The sequence below is a fragment of the Dyadobacter frigoris genome (assembly GCF_005280585.1).
GTDB lineage: Bacteria > Bacteroidota > Bacteroidia > Cytophagales > Spirosomataceae > Dyadobacter > Dyadobacter frigoris.
This window is the reverse complement of sequence record NZ_SZVO01000001.1, coordinates 651,792-669,890: the sequence shown is the minus strand read 5'-3', so window position 1 is coordinate 669,890 and position 18,099 is coordinate 651,792. Positions and strand designations below refer to the sequence as shown.

Here is an 18,099-nt window from a genome sequence, read left to right as displayed (position 1 = left end):
ATCAATTCAAAAATCAATAAATATCCTTACCGAAAGGTGTGAAGGACAGGCTCATCAATTTGAAATGCTGTTTGGCAAAAGGCAGACCAATAATTGTTATCGCTAACAAAATCCCAAAAACAAGATGTGTGAGTGCAATCCAGATTCCGCCAATGAAAATCCAGATAATATTGAAAATCGTGGACAAACAACCCGTTTGCCCAGGTACTTCCCTCACCTCTCTGCCAAAAGGCATCAATGTTAATATCCCGATTTTAAAACATTGAATACCAAAAGGTATACCGATAATCGTGACGCAAAGGACAAAACCTGCGATAAAATATTCGATTGCGACGATAAATCCACCGAAAATGAGCCAGATAATATTACCGATTAAATTCATAGCTAATAGTTAAGAAGGAAATCTTACAAAAAAAGTTAATAAACATATTTACAATGAAACCTACAAATTTCCTTCCTTCATTTTATTAACGGCAAAATCAACCGCACGTGCGGTCAGAGCCATGTATAGCAACGATGGACTTTGATTTCCGGTACTCGTCATACAAGCACCATCGGTTACAAATACATTTGGGCAATGATGAAGTTGATTATGCTGATTCAACATAGACGTTTTCGGATCTTTTCCCATCCTGCAACCGCCCATTTCATGAATATCCAGTCCCGGAGCCTGTTTATTATCATGCTGAGAAATATTAGTACAACCTGCTTTTTCAAACATTTCAGCACTTTCTTTCAAGAAATCACGGATCATTTTTTCATCATTATCATCATAACCAACCGAAGTCACCAAAAGCGGAATCCCCCACTGATCTTTTTTATCAGAACTTAAAGTGACCTGATTAGTAGCTTTCGGAATCGTTTCGCCCTGCATGTACATATACACTTTCCAGCCACCGGGTTTTGACATGGCTTTTTTAAAATCCTCACCAAAAGTTGACTGGACTTTTTCATTTCCACGTGTCCGGTATGCGCCCATGAATGTGGTAAAACCGCCAACATAATCGGTATCCTGTTTATGTAGATTGCGATAATTAGCCAGAATCGGTTCCGTTGGATTTCTTCCAAAATAATATTTATCTTCAAAACCGGGCATATCAGCTGCCACCGAAGCGCGGTAATTATGAAAGGCAATATATTTCCCCAAAACACCGCTATCATTTCCCAGACCATTGGGAAAACGTTTTGATTTTGAATTAAGTAAAACCAGATTACTGTTAAGCGCAGAAGCATTCAGAAAAATCACTTTGGCAAAATATTCCTGCACCTCCTTTGTGTTCGCATCGATGATTTTTACGCCACTCGCCTTGCCGGTTTTTTCATCATAAACAATGGAATGGACGACCGAATGTGGCCGAACGGTAAGATTTCCCGTTTTCTCAGCCCAAGGTAAAGTAGAACTTACGGAACTAAAATATCCACCATAAGGACAGCCGCGCATACATAAATTCCTGGCCTGACAACCGCCTCTGCCTTGTTGCAGATGAATTTCTTTCGGCTTTGTCAAATGCGCCCATCGGGCATGAACCAGATGACGGTCTTTGTAATTTTCGGTAATCTTTTCCTGAACAACTTTCTGGACACAGTTCAATTCAAAAGGAGGTAAATATTCACCGTCGGGCATGGCTTCCAACCCATCTTTATTTCCACAAACACCGATAAATTCTTCCACATGCGAGTACCAGGCCGCCACATCTTTATAACCGATAGGCCAGCCAATTCCATAACCAAAACGTTCCGGAGCTGTAAACTCGAATTCACTCCAACGCTGACATGCACGCCCCCAGGTTAGTGACTTCCCTCCTACCTGATAGCCCCGAATCCACTCAAAAGGCTTTTCCTGAACATACGGATGGTCTTTATCCTGCACAAAAAAATGTTTTGTATCATCCCCAAAACCAGCGGCTTTACTGATTAGCGGGTTTTCATCCAGAAACTTTTTGGTCAGATTTCCGCGGTGTTCAAAATCCCAGGGATTTAAATGTGCTGTTGGATAATCTTTGTTGTGTTCCACATTTCTGCCCCGCTCCAAAACAAGGGTTTTCATTCCCTTTTCGCATAATTCCTTGGCGGCCCAGCCTCCACTAATACCAGAACCAATTACTATTGCATCGAAATAATTCGGGGTCTTTGAATCCCGTATTTGATTTTGTGACGGATCTCTCATGGTGGCTAGTGATTAGAAACGGTTTCTCTGGTATTGTCAGAAAGCTGGGAAGCTGCTTCCTCGTCAAGAAAAACAAAGGCATTTTCGTGAGAGCGGATAATCGTACCCGGAATTTTATTAGAGATTTTTTCTGTTAAAACTTTTAAAACAATTTCCGCTTTTTTCTTCCCAGCAACGATTAGAACAGCCGTTTTCGCTTCGGAAAAATGTTGTAATCCAAGCGTTATCCCGCCAGAAAGTTCAGTTGTTTTAGTGAAATATTTTTGTGCAACTTTTACGGTAACCGGATCCAGTTCGGTAATATGTGCGTAGGAATGAAAATCAACGCCGGGCTCATTCAATCCAATATGCCCATTCATTCCCAAGCCCACCAACATCAAATCAATCGGACCATATTCCTGAATATATTGATCTATTCGCTTGCATTCCTGATCTGGATTTTCAGCAAGACCGTCGAAAAATATTATTTGTTTCTGGCTGATTTTCAATGGATTGAAAAAATTGGAATACAAATAATGTTTGCAGCTTCCTGCATCATTTTCATCCATACCAATCCATTCATCCAAACCCACAAAGCGGCATTGGCTGAAATCAACATGACCTTCCAGACCATATTTTACCAGAGAATTTAGTACAATCGTAGGAGATTCACCGGACGGAAAACATAGCAGAGAATCCGGTTTTCGCCGGATCTGGTCAGCAATCAGATCGGCCGTTGCCCTGGACATGGCATCCTTATCGGAATATATACTTAATTTCATGGAATTGCTTTTACAAACAAAAGAACATGAGATTGATTTGTTACTATTTATTCGCAGCAAAAGTCAATAAGTTACTAGCGCGTAAATTACTCGCGCCAGTTTTCTATTTTCAGTTTTCTAAAAAAATCTTCCTCTTCCAATTCCCTTACCCCTCCTGGTTTCAAGTCACCAATTTCCATATCTTCAATGGACATACGGATTAACCTTTTGCATTTATGTCCGGCGGCAACTACCATTTTTCTTATCTGATGATATTTCCCTTCAGTTAAGGTGATTTCCAGCCAACTGTGCGGTACGTTCTCAGGTTCTTTTGAAAGTTTCAACCAGCCTTTAGGTTTTTCTACAATTTCAACTTCGCAAGGCGTAGTTACATATTCAACATTTCCTTTTATTATGATCGGAATACCAGTTCTGAGCAAATTCAGTTTTTCCTGGCTCACCACATGTTTGACATGCACAATGTAAGTTCTTTTATGCGGCACTTCTCCCTGAAACAATAAACGGGTGACTTTTTTATTCGTCGTCAAAATTAATAAGCCTTCAGAATGGCTGTCGAGCCGGCCAATTGCATGAATTCCTTCGGGAAAGTCATATTCCAAATCGCCAAGCAAACCCACAGCATCAGGACTGATAAACTGCGATACCATATTGGGCGGTTTGTTAATAATAAAATAACGATGTTTTGACTCGGTCATGAAGCTGGATTGTTGACAGATTGTCCCGTCATTTTTACTCAAAGATTGTTCCTTTTTATTTGAAAATCCGTTTGATATTTTAATCTTAATTGATAAACATGTCACTCAAAGAGACTTTCCTTAAACCGTATTTTAAATCCGTGTTAAACTTTACAATTAATTAATACAACAATTTCTATATAAATTCTGAGCACTTCCATCGTATAATGCCAATATAAAACCGTTTGGAATTCGTACTATTGTGTAGAAAGCGGACACATTTTCAACGTAGTTGTACTCTCCTCATGAAGTGGGAAAATTTACTCTCGGCAAAACGCTGGGGAAGCGAAGATAAAAATATTGAAGACCAGGCGGAAGCCCGGTCGGAATTTCAGCGTGATTATGACCGTTTGATATTTTCTTCACCTTTCAGAAGGCTTCAAAATAAAACACAGGTTTTCCCATTACCCGGAAGCATTTTTGTCCATAACCGATTGACGCATAGCCTTGAAGTAGCCAGTGTCGGCAGGTCATTGGGCAGGATTTTTTACAATCGTTTGAAAAAAAGCAGACCTGAACTCGACGACGAGCTGCCATTGATCAGTGAAATCGGGAATATTGTGGCTGCGGCGTGTCTGGCTCATGATCTTGGGAATCCGGCTTTTGGGCATTCCGGAGAGGCCGCAATTTCTTATTATTTCACGAATGGTGACGGGCGTATCTATAAAGATAAAGTAACGGAGGCTCAATGGGAAGATCTGACTCATTTTGAAGGTAATGCCAACGCTTTCCGAATTTTGACGCATCCATATGCAGGAAAAGGCTACGGAAGTTTTGCCCTGACCTATTCCACCCTGGCATCCATTGCGAAATATCCCTGCGAATCACTTGCAGGTCATGATAAATCGAAAATTTTTAGAAAGAAATATGGATTTTTCCAATCCGAACAAGCGGGTTTTGAGAAAATCGCAACCGAACTTGGGTTAACTAAAGTTGAAGATAATTATCTGATTTACAAGCGACATCCCATTGTTTATCTGGTTGAAGCTGCCGACGATATTTGTTACAACATTATAGATCTCGAAGACGCGCACCGGCTGAAAATATTATCCTATCGTGAAGTCGAAGATTTGCTGTTACCGTTAGCTAACGATCCAAAAATGGCTGAGCGGCTGGACGAAATTGACGACGATGATGCCAAAATAAGTTTTTTAAGGGCTAAATCGATTAACACGCTCATCGGTCAATGCTCTGAGCTTTTTTATAAAGAGCAGGAAAGTATTTTGCAAGGTGATTTTAATCATAGCCTGATCGATCAGATCAACGAACCGTTTCGCACGATCATGAAAAATATTGAAACGATTTCGATTAAGAAAATTTACAATTATTCGTCTGTTGTGCAAATTGAAGTGGCTGGGTATAAGGTAATGGGCGGACTTTTGGAAGAATTCATACCGGCTTACCTGAACAACAATTCTCACTATTCGAAAAAACTTGTTGAGCTGATCCCGAAACAATTTATTACAAAAGAGACGGACGAATATGCCAAGATCCAAACCGTTCTCGATTTTGTATCCGGCATGACAGACCTATATGCAGTAGAATTATTTCGAAAAATAAAGGGAATTTCGTTTCCGTCTATTAGTTAGAAAGCAATCGTAACATTCATTTCAATTTTATATTTCTCAGGCGTTTAACAAGGGCAGGTTTTGCTTCCTGATAATTACTCAACTGCTCGGAAACTTTCATTATCTTGTATCCTCAAACCGGTTTTCAAAAGCCCTATCTCAACTATGAAAATTGAACAGTTCGTCTACACTGACGAAGCCTCCGTAAAACCGTTTACAATAAATCCCCAACTTATATTCGCGTTTGGCCACCGCGAACTTATTGAAAATCAGACCTTAACTAAGGAACTGGCCAGGAAATATCCAAATGCTATTCTGACTGGCTGCTCCACAGCAGGAGAAATCATCGGAGAATCAGTCCGTGACGGAACGATCATTTTTACAGCCATTGAATTTGAGAATGTAAAAATCCAGTCAGCAAAAGCTGGATTGAAAGATTCAGATTATAACAGTTTTGAAATTGGCAAAAAACTGGTTTCGCAGTTTCCACAAGAAGGGCTCAAACACGTTTTTGTTGTTTCGGATGGCTTAAAAGTTAACGGCACTGATCTTGTAAAAGGAATCGCTGATGAATTGCCGGAAAATGTCACCTTAACAGGCGGGCTTGCCGGCGACGGACCCAATTTTTCTAAAACAGTAATTGTTGAACCTGACGGAACAGTGGCTACTGAAAGTATCGCGGCGGTCGGTTTTTATGGCGATTCTCTGCAAATCGGTTTCGGGTCACGTGGTGGCTGGGACAGTTTTGGTTTGGACAGACTAGTCACAAAATCAAAAGAAAACGTATTGTATGAGATTGATGGTCAGCCTGCTCTGGATTTGTACAAATCGTTTTTGGGCGATAGGGCAAAAGACCTTCCCTCATCCGGACTTTTGTTTCCATTAAGTATGCGTGACAGCGAAGACCGTGCTCCCGTTGTAAGAACGATTCTTGGTATTAGCGAAGAAGACAAAAGCCTCACTTTTGCAGGAGACATTCCACAAGGAAGTTTCGTAAGATTGATGAAAGCCAACACCGATAGACTGATAAACGGCGCGGAAGAAGCTGCCGTTGCCGCTAAAAATGGCGATAAAAAATCTCCGGAATTTGCCTTGCTGGTAAGTTGCGTCGGCAGAAAACTTGTGTTAAAACAGATTGTGGAAGAGGAAGTTGAGTCCGTTTCAGAGGTTTTAGACAAACCTTTCATTACAGGATTTTATTCTTACGGAGAAATTGCGCCTTTTAACCAGAATGTTCAATGTGAGCTTCATAATCAAACTATGACCATTACCACTTTCCGGGAATCATAAATCATCGAATATTGGAAACAACGGAAATTACTTATCACCGTCTTTTAAAACGCCAGATCAGGAAATCGTTACCACCTGGACTGGCTGAAAATCCTGAATTTCAGGATTTTCTTAATTCTGTCAATCAGGCTTATCTTGAATTTCAGGATGATATCGCACGTGTGGAACATATACTCGAACAAAGTTCGACAGAATTATTTAAGGCCAACAAGGAGCTGATCAGCATTGCCGATCAGAAAACAGAAGAGGCGGCTTCTACCAACAGAAGACTGGAAGAAGTGGCCAACAGTATTTCGGAAGTGCTTATTCAGCTCAATAAAGAAGGCAATATAATATACCTTAACAACGCCTGGGAAACGGTAACAGGCTTTAAAGTAACCGATAGTTTAAATAAAAACTGGGCTGAATTTCAGATCAACAGTGATTCAAAAAGCAGACTGGAATCGCTGTTTACAGGAAAAATAAAATCAGTTCAGGATACTTTTAAATTAACGACGGCTGATAAAACCGAAAAATGGCTCGAAATTTCTATTTCTGCACAGTTGGATTCTGACGAAGAAGTGATCGGATTTATTGGAACGGTCAGTGATATTACTTCCAGAAAAGCACAGGAAGAGCAGATTAACCGGATGGTCGAATGGTTTAATGAATCAAGTGAGGCGGTTCAGGTTTCGGATGACACTGGAAAGCTACTCTTCATTAACCACGAAGCGGCCCGCCGTTTAGGTAAAAAACAGGAAGAAATAATCGGGTCACATATTAGCAGCGTTGAAAAAATATTTGAAGATCCTCAAAGATGGGAAGAGTACGTAAATAGTTTGAAAAGTACTTCCAAAATGATCATTACCGGTGTCCATAAAAAGACAGATGGCAGTACTTATCCGGTAGAATCGAGTGTAAAATATTATGAAACTGACGGCCAGGGTTATGTTCTGGCATTTATCCGTGATATTACTGAACGGGTGGAAGCGGAGAATAAACTCAAATCGTACATGCGCGATCTGGAAAGGATCAACGCTGAACTTGACCAGTTTGCCTATGTGGTAAGTCACGATTTGAAGGCGCCGCTACGTGCAATCAATAACTTATCTGAATGGATTGAAGAAGATATTGAGGATCATCTTGATGGCGATACCAAGGATCAGTTCAAACTTTTACGTGGACGTGTTCATAGGATGGAAAGCCTGATTAATGGGATTCTATCCTATTCCAGAGCCGGACGTATCAAAACAACTAAAGAAAGATTTCTGGTTAAATCATTGGTTGATGATCTTTGTGATACTTTTAGCTCAAAGAAACCTATCGAATTCATCTTTGAGGGCGATCCCAAAAAGGAGTTGCTTTCTGAAAAAATAACGTTGGGACAGATCATGCAAAACCTGATTTCTAACGGGATTAAGTACAACGACAAAGAGGAAATCAAAATCACAATTGGCTGGAAAGATGGAGATGAAGGCGTAGAATTTTTTGTAAGAGATAATGGACCCGGAATCAGTCCTGAGTTTCATGAAAAAATATTCGTTATTTTCCAGACCCTGCAATCCAGAGATGAAGTCGAAAGTACAGGTGTAGGACTTGCCATTGTTAAAAAGATCATGGATGAAAAAGGAGCAAAGATCCGTATCCAATCTACTATGAAAGAATCAACTACATTCTTTTTTACCTGGCCGGTTATTGAAAGAGCCGAGATCGAAAAAATATAGAATTAATTTGAGTAACCCTCTATTTATTAGTAATAAAAAGTCATTAATTATAACAATCTTTACAAATGTCCATTTCAAATCCAATCCCCATGACAATCTTACTTGTTGAAGATGACGAAGTAGATATCATGAATGTGAAGCGAGCATTTAAAAAAAATAATATCTCAAATCCACTCGTGATTGCCCATAATGGTGTTGAAGCCCTGGAAGTTCTTCGGTCCACAGCAACAGATGCTCCAAAACCAAGAATTGTTCTTCTGGATCTTAATATGCCAAGGATGGGAGGAATTGAATTTCTTAAGGAAATCAGACAGGATCCGGAGCTAAGTTCCTTATCCGTTTTTGTCATGACAACTTCCAATGAAGATGGCGATAAAATTGACGCCTTTAACCTCAACGTAGCCGGTTATATCCTGAAACCTTTATCAATGGACCGCTTTATCTCGGCAGTGTCTACTTTGAAAAGCTACTGGACCCTTTGCGAGTACCCTGAGTAAGCCTGCAAGCCCACTTCTTTTCAAAATGTTATGACCCCCTTAAATCTGCTTTTGGTAGAAGACGATGATATTGACGCGATGGAATTCAAACGTGCCATCCGGAAATGTAATGTTGAAATTCAGGAAATGCGTATATGTAAATATGCCGAAGAGGCCATTTTGACCTTGGAATCCTGGATACCTACCTGCATTTTTATTGATTATCAGCTCCCAAAAACCAATGGCCTGGAATTACTGAAAAAGATAAAAAAGATTGCGCCAAAGCTTCCCGTTATTGTTTTGACTTCTCAGGGCGATGAACGGATTGCAGTGGAAATGATGAAAGCGGGTGCTATGGAATATTTTCCAAAAGCCGAAATCAACGCAGAAAAACTGACGAAGACTTTCCATACCATGAGCCAGATGTTCGAGGTAGAAAAAGAACGGGAAGTTGCGCAGAAAGAACTGGCAGAAAAAGAGGAATTTATTCAAAAAGTAGCACAGCTTTCACCTAATATTATTTATGTCATCGATATTGAAAACTGGACAAATATTTTCCATAATCACCAAATCAGCGAAATATTAGGATATAATGATAACGAACCTCTTCCTGAAAACGTTTTTGCATTTTCCAGGCTCATTGACCATCAGGATCTGCTTACTTTCCGGAAACATTATAATTATATCAGGCACAACTTAAAGGACGGCGAGGTAATTGAAAAAGAATTCCGTCTGAAACATAAAAACGAATCCGACGTCTGGATCATCACGCGGGAAGTTCCTTTCAAGAGGAACGATGACGGTGAAGTTTTGGAAGTTTTGGGAACTGCTATTGATATAACAAGTCGTAAACTGGTTGAAAAGGAACTGATACAAGCAAAAAAAGACGCCGAAGAAGCGGCACGTATCAAGTCTGATTTCTTATCAACAATGAGCCACGAAATCCGTACGCCTATGAATGCCATCATAGGATTTACAGATTTATTGTTGACCAGCAATTTGCCGGAAGAACATCTGCAATACTTAAACACCATCAAATATTCAGCTGATAATCTGATGGTTATACTTAATGATATTTTAGATTTTTCTAAAATTGAAGCCGGAAAATTCAGTCTTGAAGATTTCGAATTTGACCTGCGGGAAAAAATCGGGCATTTGTACAGGACTTTTGAATTTAAAGCCAAGGAAAAAGGAATCAGGCTTTCGTTTGATATTGATGACAAAATGCCGGCAATTCTGATCGGCGATGCTTATCGCTTGAATCAGATTATGGTTAACCTTATTGGAAATGCATTGAAATTTACTTCGGAAGGTTATGTCAATATCTCCATCCTGGTTGAAAAAGAATATTCTGATAAAGTAGATTTAAAAATATGTGTCAAAGATTCCGGAATTGGGATATCCAATGATAAATTGAGCCTGATTTTTGACAGTTTTTCACAAGCGCACAACAATGATGCGACCAAATTTTTTGGCGGAACCGGACTGGGTTTGAGTATTACCCGGAAAATTACGGAACTGATGCAGGGAGAAATTACTGCAGAGAGTGAGCTTGGCACCGGCAGTACTTTTTGCGTTAAGCTGACTTTCCGAAAAGGAAATTCTGTTCCAGCCCGGGATATATTGGACACAAATATTCCTTTTTCCCTTAAAGGTTACAGCGTTATTGTTGCCGAAGATATTCTTGCCAATCAGCTTTTGCTCAAACATTTACTTAAAAGGTGGGAGGCAGACTTTGTCATTTGCGATAACGGACAGGAAGTATTGGAAACTTTGCAATTACGCAATTTTGACCTGATTCTGATGGACTTGCAAATGCCTGTGATGGATGGTGTTACCACCATGAAAGCCATCCGGAACTCTTTCCCGCATCTTTCCAAAGTTCCGGTTGTTGCTTTTACCGCAGATACTTTTGCACAAACTTCACAGGAAATCATTGACTGTAAATTTCAGGATTTCATCACGAAACCTTTCAGAATTGATGAGTTGACTACCGTTATTGGGAAACTTCTGAACTTGTAATAAATTTCTACCGGCACTACAAAAAAACATTTTCCATCACGGTAACTTAGATTTGTACTGATGCTAAATTAGCTCACCGGTACCTCTTCATCCATTGCGATTGCTACCTTTGGGCAAAATTATTCACCATGACAAAAGTAAAGCTTACCGTAAATAGCAACGGATCTCTTAAAGTTGACGGAGATTTTGAAATCGTAGATGCGCAGGGAAACGTGTACGGATTGGAAGGAAGAACTGTGGTTTCAATATGCCGCTGCGGACTTTCTGCCAACAAACCATTCTGTGACGGTTCTCACAAAGGACATTTCGAGCATAATGCTGTTGCATTTAATTTGCCCCCGAAGAAAGTTTAGGGCTTAAAAAAATTCTATTCCAAATCCACTGGTTTTCAAAAGCCAGTGGATTTTTTGTTTGTACTTGTTTTTGATACAACTTAATCCATTCATGTATGTTTGACGTATGTTATCTGAAATAAAACCTAAATAAAACGATCTGTGAATTCGCAAACACGTGTCAGTATCATTATTATATTCATTTTATTCGGAGCTTTTCTGTTAACGCTTTCAGGGTGCTCTTTTTTGGGAAGCAAAGCTCACAAAAATATAATTTATGCCAAAGCTTCCGGCAAAATTCCTGATCAGCAACTCAATATCTTCGAACCAAACAAACCCAAATCGCCAAAAGATGTTTTGATCTTTATCCATGGCGGGAACTGGAATTCAGGAAAAAAATCTCAGTATAGTCTGATCGGACGTAACTGGACGAAAAAAGATATTGTTTACGTCATCATCGACTATCCGCTAAGTCCAGTCGCAACTTATAAGGAAATGGCTGAGTATTCGGCAAAATCGGTGAAATGGGTTAAGGAAAATATTCAGAATTATGGCGGAAATCCTGAACGCATATTTATTTCAGGACATTCAGCCGGTGGACAACTGGCCGCGCTTATTTCTATTGACGATCAATATTTTCAAAAATTGGAAATGGCTAATCCTATCAAAGGACTGATCCTGATTGATGCGGCAGGTTTGGATATGTATGGTTATTTACTGGAAGAAAAGTTTTCGAACGACAATACCTATCTCAAAACATTTACAACAGATCAAAAAGTCTGGAAAGACGCTTCGCCACTTTATCATTTACACAAAGTAATGCCTCCTATAACAATTTTCAGAGGCGGAAAAACGTATCCTTCGATTGTTTCAAGCAATGAAAAATTTATTAAAGCCATGCAGGAATTTGCCCCCGAAACTGCCTATGAAATTTTAAAGGGCAAAAAACACATTCCTATGATTACGCAGTTTTTCAATCCCTGGAATAAGCGATATAGTCAAATTCATCATTTCATGGAAAGTGTTGACAGCAAAGGAAGTATTGTCAAAAACTGATTCAAATACTTTCTAATTCTATAAATAATTTCGAGTTAAAGTTTATTTCAGTATCAATTTTTTACTATCTTTGTGATACTATTAGTATCATCAACAAACGTTAGAACATTGATATGTCGGAAAGACTTCATGAGAAGCTTGAAATTCTTGCTGATGCGGCCAAGTACGACGTATCGTGTTCATCCAGTGGAAGTAAACGCACCAATCACAACAAAGGATTAGGGGAAGCAACGGGAAGCGGAATTTGTCACACTTACACAGAAGATGGCCGCTGCGTTTCGCTCTTAAAAATCCTGCTTACCAATCACTGTATTTTCGACTGCGCTTATTGCGTTACCCGCAAAAGTAATGATATCAAACGAGCCGCATTCACGGTTCAGGAAGTGGTCGATCTGACCATGAATTTTTACCGCAGAAATTATATTGAAGGACTTTTCCTGAGTTCGGGCATTTTTAAAAATGCCGATTACACGATGGAAAGGCTTGTTTCAGTAGCCAAAAAGCTTCGCACAGAAAATAAATTCAACGGCTATATTCATCTCAAAACAATCCCCGGCGCAAGTGATGAACTTATGCATGAGGCTGGTTTGTGGGCAGACCGGCTTAGCGTTAATATTGAAATTCCGACGGAAAGCGGACTGAAATTATTGGCACCAGATAAAAATATCAAGGATATGATTGAGCCGATGACTTACTTGAAAAAGGAGATTATCCGGACCAAAGAAGAATCGAAAATATTTAAGTCGGCTCCGCTTTTTGCACCCGCCGGACAAAGCACGCAAATGATCATTGGTGCCAGTGGTGAATCGGATAAAGATATCATGCACACAGCAAATAAATTCTATAAGGGATTTAATTTGAAACGGGTTTATTATTCCGGTTATGTGCCAATCAGTAACGACAACCGGCTGCCCGGTTTAGGAAGTGCGGTTCCTGTTTTGAGAGAAAACCGGTTATACCAAACGGATTGGCTCATGCGGTTTTACGGGTTTCATGTGCAGGAATTATTGAACGATCAGTTCCCAAATCTTGATCCTGAAATTGATCCAAAACTTAGCTGGGCGCTTAGAAATATGGCTTTTTTTCCGGTCGATGTCAATACAGCCGACTTGCAGCTTATTCTTCGTGTACCGGGAATTGGCGTGCAATCCGCACAAAAAATCGTTGGGGCACGTCAGTTTAATAAATTGGGGTGGGATCATCTTAAAAAAATCGGAATCGCGCTTAACAGGGCGAAATATTTTATAATCTGCAACAGTCCGATAACTGACCGAAAGGATTATACAGAAACCAAAATCCGGCAGTTCATCCTCAACGAATCCAGAAGTAAATTCCTTTCCAATGGAGGTCAGCAATATAATCTTTTCGGATAAACCTGTCAACGTTTTTTACGATGGAACCTGGTATGGCTTATTGACCGCGGTTTTCGACGCTTATTCAAAAAAATGGAATGTTTCCTGCTTTTCAGTTATTGATCGCGAAAGTCAGTCGGATTTTTTTGCTGAAAAAGTTGTTGTTGTGACCGATGAAGCGAAAGCACAAAGAGTTTGGCTTGGGCTGAAAAGGGAAGTTCCGAAAGAAAATTGTATTCAACTTTATCGCTGTTATTTATCTGAAATTCCGGGAATAGAATTCACGATATTTTCCTGCATCAAATTTTATTTTTCCGGTTTTGATTCACCGCATCTGGCGTATGGAAATCCTGATGTTTTGAAAGTAAATCAAACGTCGAAGATGGTGTACCGGGAAAAACATAGAATGGAAGCGTTTGTCAGATTCCAGCGCACGGCAGATGATTTGTACTACGCAGGAATTGAGCCGGATTTTAATGTTATTCCTCTTTTGAACGAACATTTTGCTCAGCGTTACGCGGATCAAAATTGGCTGATCTATGATATCCGACGGAAATACGGAATTTATTATGACCAGGATAATGTAGAAGAAATCACGTTAAATTTCTCCAATGAAGCGGGAGCAAAAACAGCTGTGAAAGATGTTTTTCATGATTCGGAAACCTTGTATCAGGAGTTATGGAAGAATTATTTCAAAAATGTGAATATTCCTTCGCGACGGAACATCAAGCTGCATGTGCAGCATCTGCCGAAGAGATATTGGAAGCATTTGATTGAGAAGAAGTGACTTTCTGCTAATAATAGCAATTGATTTAAAAACACTGACTAACTGTAATATCTTTGTTTTGACAATTCGATCTATTATAAGTTTAAGTTAAGAAAAAAATGGAAAAATGTGGAATCAGATTCCATATCTTTCCATTTTTTTCTCGAATCTAGATTGTCAATAATCTCATATATCACCCTTTCGGGGTTTGGCGGGTCGCTTAGTTATATGACTTTCTACAATAATGCCAACCCTTCGGGTTTGTAGCCCAAATTAAATTTTGGAAGAAAAAAATCCCGTTGTTCAAATAATTCAATTATTCATACCTAATCCGGTACGATGTTATTATTTTAGAAAAGGCTCCAAGTGTCGGAAACCCAAATCCCGAAGCGATGACATTATTATAGAAATCACGAAATGCCTTTCGGGCGGACAACCCGGAACGGGTGACATAATTACTTAACAATGCCATTCATTACCCAACCGCAAAAATCCGCTCCTCCGTCAACATATAAATCTTCCTCCCCGCTACCAAATCCACCCCAAATCCACCCGTAAAAACGCCAAAACTTGGCAAAATCGCCTGGTGTTTATCTACAACAAAACAAGGTAACCGGAAACTCTGCCGCCCTTTTCCATACGACGTAAATACAGGATGAATATGCCCGGCAAAAACAAATTTCAACGGGTCCAATTCCACTTTCGGATGGTGTGTGAAGATGAAATCATCCTCTTCAAAATCATTTTTATAAACATCAATATTGTTTTCCAAAAACAAACTTATTGGTAAAACATCATGATTACCAATCACAATGATCATTTCAACAAAGTGATATTTCTTTCTCCATTCCGCGAAAGTTTCCCATTCTGAATTGTATTTGTTATGAAAAAGATCTCCAAGGAAAATAATACGTACCGGACGCGTATTTTGGAGTAATTCGTCAAGTCTTTCGAAATTATTTTCAGCCGCAATTTGAGGAATTGCAATTCCCTCTTTTCTGAAATGAGTAATTTTCCCTAAATGCAGATCTCCGATGAGAAGTGTTTCTTTTTCCTGCCAAAAAATCGCCTTTTGTGTTAATAAATCAAAGTGGTTATTCCGTATTTCAATCCGCATCACTATACTGTTTGAGCATTTTTTGTATCCGGTCTTCCAATTTTTCAGAAGTCAGCTGCTCCCTTAACCGGTCTACCATAATAGGAAACGAAAAAGGTGTTGGCTTTTCCGTTTTTTTGATAATAATTTTTTGTGTCGCAATCCGGTCCAGCGCCTTTCGCATCCTGACTTCCTCCAATTGATAAGTCAGAACCTCCTGGTAAGCCTGATTGACCAGCAAATTATTTTTTTCATACTTCGTCATCACCGTAAACAAAAGCGAACTCGAAGCCTGAACTTGTTCGGTTTTCATATATTTTCCCGGATAACCCTGAAACATTAATCCCGCAATCGCAGCAATTTCCCTGAATTTTCTCTTCGCCATTTCCGTCGCGTTAACGCTTTGATAAATGTCGTCAACCAAATGAGCCGTCGAAAATAAATCAAGTTCCTTCATAATTTTTCCCATGTCCACGTACTGATCGCTTAGCAGTTCAAAACCGTAATCATTCATCGCAACCGAGAAAGTGATCGGTGATAATTTACTGATCCGATACGCCAGAATAATCGACATTCCCTCGTGCACTAATCTGCCTTCGAATGGAAAAATAAAGATATGGTGCCCTTCCCGGGTTTCACATTGTTCAATCAATAATTCACTGGTATTTGGGATCATTGAACGTTCTTGCTGTAATTCCAGAAGCGGTTTTAATTTGGATAGTTCTTTCTCCTTATTCGGATTTTCAATCGCATTGGATAATCTCTCACGAATAAAAGCTGATAATTGAGAAGATAACGGCATTCTTCCTCCCGCCCATCGTACCAAAAATCCTCTTTTGCCCTCTGCCTTTTTGACGGTTACCGTCATTTCATGAATTCGGATAAACTCCACACTCATGCCGGCAAAGACAAAAACATCTCCTGCTTTCATCCTAGTCACGAAAGATTCTTCGACAGACCCTAAATATCGTCCATGTTGAAGCTTCACTTTCAGCGATGTTTCAGAAACGATGGTACCCATACTAAGCATATGCCGGTGCGCAATCCGTTGGCTTGTCACTTTATAAAGTCCGTCGATTCTTTCGACCTTTTTATATTCATCATAAACCACCAGCGACGGACTTCCGGTTGTAATGTAACCCAAAAGCCACTCCCACTCTTCACGATTTATGAACTGATAACCGTAACAATTTCTGACCTCATCAAATAATTGTTTTTCGTCAAAACCTTCACCGACGGCAAGTGTGATCATCCATTGCGCCAAAACATCAAAGGCCTGAATGACAGGCGGACGATCCTCAATGATTTGCTTTTCAACACCATCACGCAAGGAAACGGCTTCAATAAGTTCCAGAGCATTGGTCGGGCAAAAATAAATCTTACTGGCTGCGCCCGGCTGATGACCGCTTCGGCCAGCACGCTGAATAAACCTCGCGATACTTTTCGGACTGCCGACTTGAATTACCGTGTCCACCGGACGAAAATCAACACCCAGATCCAAACTTGCCGTACAAATAACCAGTTTCAATTTTTCCGCATGTAAGGATTCTTCCACCCAATCCCGGATTTCCCGATCCAGAGAAGCGTGGTGAAGCGCCATAATTCCAGCGAATTCCGGATATTTTTCGATAATGATACGATACCAGATTTCCGTTTGTGAACGAGTATTTGTAAAAAGTAAAGTTGTTTTACTTTTTCGGACGATATCAACTACGTAGTCAATAAGCCTCGTGCCCATATAACCAGCCCAGGGAAGTGTCTCCACTTTTTCAGGCAGAATACTTTCAACAAGAATTTTTTTCTGTGTTTTTGCTTTGATGATCACGGTATCTTCCTCCGCAGAATCCATCCCGACCAAAACCTGTTTCGCTTCTTCCAGATTGCCGATGGTTGCTGAAATCCCCCAGGTCTGAAGATCCGGATTAATAGTTCGTAATCGGGCGATAGCTAACTCCGTTTGGGTACCTCGCTTACTTCCCATCAATTCATGCCATTCATCGACAACAATCGTATGCAGGTTTTTAAAAGTTTCGGAGCTATCTTTTTGTGCAAATAAAAGATGCAGACTCTCCGGCGTGATCAGCAGAGCTTCCGGCATTTGCTTCTTTTGACTGGCTCTTTCCTTTGTACTGGTGTCTCCGGAACGTACGCCGATCCGCAAGGTAAGATTCATTTCCAGAACAGCTATTTCCATATTCCGGAAAAGATCTTTTGACAATGCGCGAAGAGGCGTAATCCACAAAATCTGTAAACCTTTGCTTCGTTTTCCGGGATTTTTGGGTAAAGAATTTATGTATCGAATCAAAAAAGGAATCCACAATGAATAGGTTTTTCCGCTTCCTGTTGGTGCATTTACCAAACCACTTTTCCCGGAAAGATAAGCCGCAGAAGCCTCCTTTTGAAAAGCCGCCCATTTCCAGTTTTTATATTTAAACCACTGCTCAACAGCGATATGTCCGCGGGATTTCGTCAAAGAGATAGTTGTTGAAATAGTATTATTTGATAATCAGAATTTTTACGATATAATTTTTTTATCAAATTTCATTCCTGAATGTCGTTATATTACTCATTTTCTAAATTATCAATTAAATCTTTGAAATAGGTAAGTTTGTTAAAGACTAAATGTAAAAACTATGCTAACTACTATTGAAGGCGTTTATGAAAATGGTCAGGTGATTTTGACATAAAATCCTCCTTTAACAAAAAAAGCAAAAGTCTTAATAACATTTATGGAAGAAGTTCAATGATGCCGTCGATGACTTAAAAGATTATATTT

Annotated in this window: 15 protein-coding genes; 9 read left to right on the top strand and 6 right to left on the bottom strand. The window is 39.7% G+C overall.

What is annotated here, in order from left to right:
* Nucleotides 1–13: 13 nt before the first annotated feature.
* The 4 genes from FDK13_RS03045 to FDK13_RS03030 form a co-directional block, all read right to left on the bottom strand.
* Nucleotides 14–382: a YccF domain-containing protein gene (locus tag FDK13_RS03045; protein ID WP_137338492.1), complete on the bottom strand. Its 369-nt coding sequence runs from the start codon at nucleotides 380–382 to the stop codon at nucleotides 14–16.
* 60 nt (nucleotides 383–442) lie between these two features.
* Nucleotides 443–2,167, bottom strand: coding sequence for a GMC oxidoreductase (locus tag FDK13_RS03040; protein WP_137338491.1), 1,725 nt, complete (start codon nucleotides 2,165–2,167; stop codon nucleotides 443–445).
* A gap of 5 nt (nucleotides 2,168–2,172) precedes the next feature.
* The gene (locus FDK13_RS03035; RefSeq protein WP_137338490.1) at nucleotides 2,173–2,928 is read right to left on the bottom strand and encodes a glucosamine-6-phosphate deaminase; all 756 of its coding nucleotides are present in this window, start codon (nucleotides 2,926–2,928) and stop codon (nucleotides 2,173–2,175) included.
* Nucleotides 2,929–3,014: 86 nt separating this feature from the next.
* Nucleotides 3,015–3,623 carry a pseudouridine synthase gene (locus tag FDK13_RS03030; protein WP_137338489.1) on the bottom strand — a complete coding sequence of 203 codons (609 nt, stop codon included), beginning with the start codon at nucleotides 3,621–3,623 and terminating at the stop codon, nucleotides 3,015–3,017.
* Between the two features lie 284 nt (nucleotides 3,624–3,907).
* On the opposite strand from FDK13_RS03030, the gene FDK13_RS03025 reads away from it, so the two are divergent.
* The 9 genes from FDK13_RS03025 to FDK13_RS02985 all read left to right on the top strand — a co-directional run bounded on the left by FDK13_RS03025 (nucleotide 3,908) and on the right by FDK13_RS02985 (nucleotide 14,248).
* Nucleotides 3,908–5,251 (top strand): deoxyguanosinetriphosphate triphosphohydrolase, encoded by a 1,344-nt coding sequence (locus tag FDK13_RS03025; RefSeq protein ID WP_137338488.1) that lies wholly within the window; start codon nucleotides 3,908–3,910, stop codon nucleotides 5,249–5,251.
* Between the two features lie 144 nt (nucleotides 5,252–5,395).
* Nucleotides 5,396–6,520, top strand: a complete 1,125-nt coding sequence (locus FDK13_RS03020) for an FIST signal transduction protein (protein WP_137338487.1) — start codon at nucleotides 5,396–5,398, stop codon at nucleotides 6,518–6,520.
* An 11-nt stretch (nucleotides 6,521–6,531) separates the two neighbouring features.
* Nucleotides 6,532–8,223: a PAS domain-containing sensor histidine kinase gene (locus tag FDK13_RS03015; RefSeq protein ID WP_137338486.1), complete on the top strand. Its 1,692-nt coding sequence runs from the start codon at nucleotides 6,532–6,534 to the stop codon at nucleotides 8,221–8,223.
* Between the two features lie 89 nt (nucleotides 8,224–8,312).
* Complete coding sequence (locus FDK13_RS03010; protein WP_229215877.1) at nucleotides 8,313–8,720, top strand: response regulator; 408 nt, start codon at nucleotides 8,313–8,315, stop codon at nucleotides 8,718–8,720.
* A gap of 30 nt (nucleotides 8,721–8,750) precedes the next feature.
* The gene (locus tag FDK13_RS03005; RefSeq protein WP_137338485.1) at nucleotides 8,751–10,721 is read left to right on the top strand and encodes a response regulator; all 1,971 of its coding nucleotides are present in this window, start codon (nucleotides 8,751–8,753) and stop codon (nucleotides 10,719–10,721) included.
* Between the two features lie 128 nt (nucleotides 10,722–10,849).
* Nucleotides 10,850–11,074 carry a CDGSH iron-sulfur domain-containing protein gene (locus tag FDK13_RS03000; protein ID WP_137338484.1) on the top strand — a complete coding sequence of 75 codons (225 nt, stop codon included), beginning with the start codon at nucleotides 10,850–10,852 and terminating at the stop codon, nucleotides 11,072–11,074.
* Between the two features lie 141 nt (nucleotides 11,075–11,215).
* Nucleotides 11,216–12,109, top strand: a complete 894-nt coding sequence (locus tag FDK13_RS02995) for an alpha/beta hydrolase (RefSeq protein WP_170982698.1) — start codon at nucleotides 11,216–11,218, stop codon at nucleotides 12,107–12,109.
* Nucleotides 12,110–12,222: 113 nt separating this feature from the next.
* Nucleotides 12,223–13,482, top strand: coding sequence for a putative DNA modification/repair radical SAM protein (locus FDK13_RS02990; protein ID WP_137338482.1), 1,260 nt, complete (start codon nucleotides 12,223–12,225; stop codon nucleotides 13,480–13,482).
* On the top strand, nucleotides 13,451–14,248 hold the full coding sequence (locus FDK13_RS02985; protein ID WP_137338481.1) for a TIGR03915 family putative DNA repair protein: 798 nt from the start codon (nucleotides 13,451–13,453) through the stop codon (nucleotides 14,246–14,248). The genes FDK13_RS02990 and FDK13_RS02985 overlap by 32 nt, the downstream gene beginning before the upstream one ends.
* Before the next feature lie 454 nt (nucleotides 14,249–14,702).
* On the opposite strand, the gene pdeM is transcribed toward FDK13_RS02985, so the two are convergent.
* Nucleotides 14,703–15,344 (bottom strand): ligase-associated DNA damage response endonuclease PdeM, encoded by a 642-nt coding sequence (pdeM, locus tag FDK13_RS02980; RefSeq protein ID WP_137338480.1) that lies wholly within the window; start codon nucleotides 15,342–15,344, stop codon nucleotides 14,703–14,705.
* Nucleotides 15,334–17,796, bottom strand: coding sequence for a ligase-associated DNA damage response DEXH box helicase (locus tag FDK13_RS02975; protein WP_137338479.1), 2,463 nt, complete (start codon nucleotides 17,794–17,796; stop codon nucleotides 15,334–15,336). The genes pdeM and FDK13_RS02975 overlap by 11 nt, the downstream gene beginning before the upstream one ends.
* Nucleotides 17,797–18,099 lie beyond the last annotated feature (303 nt).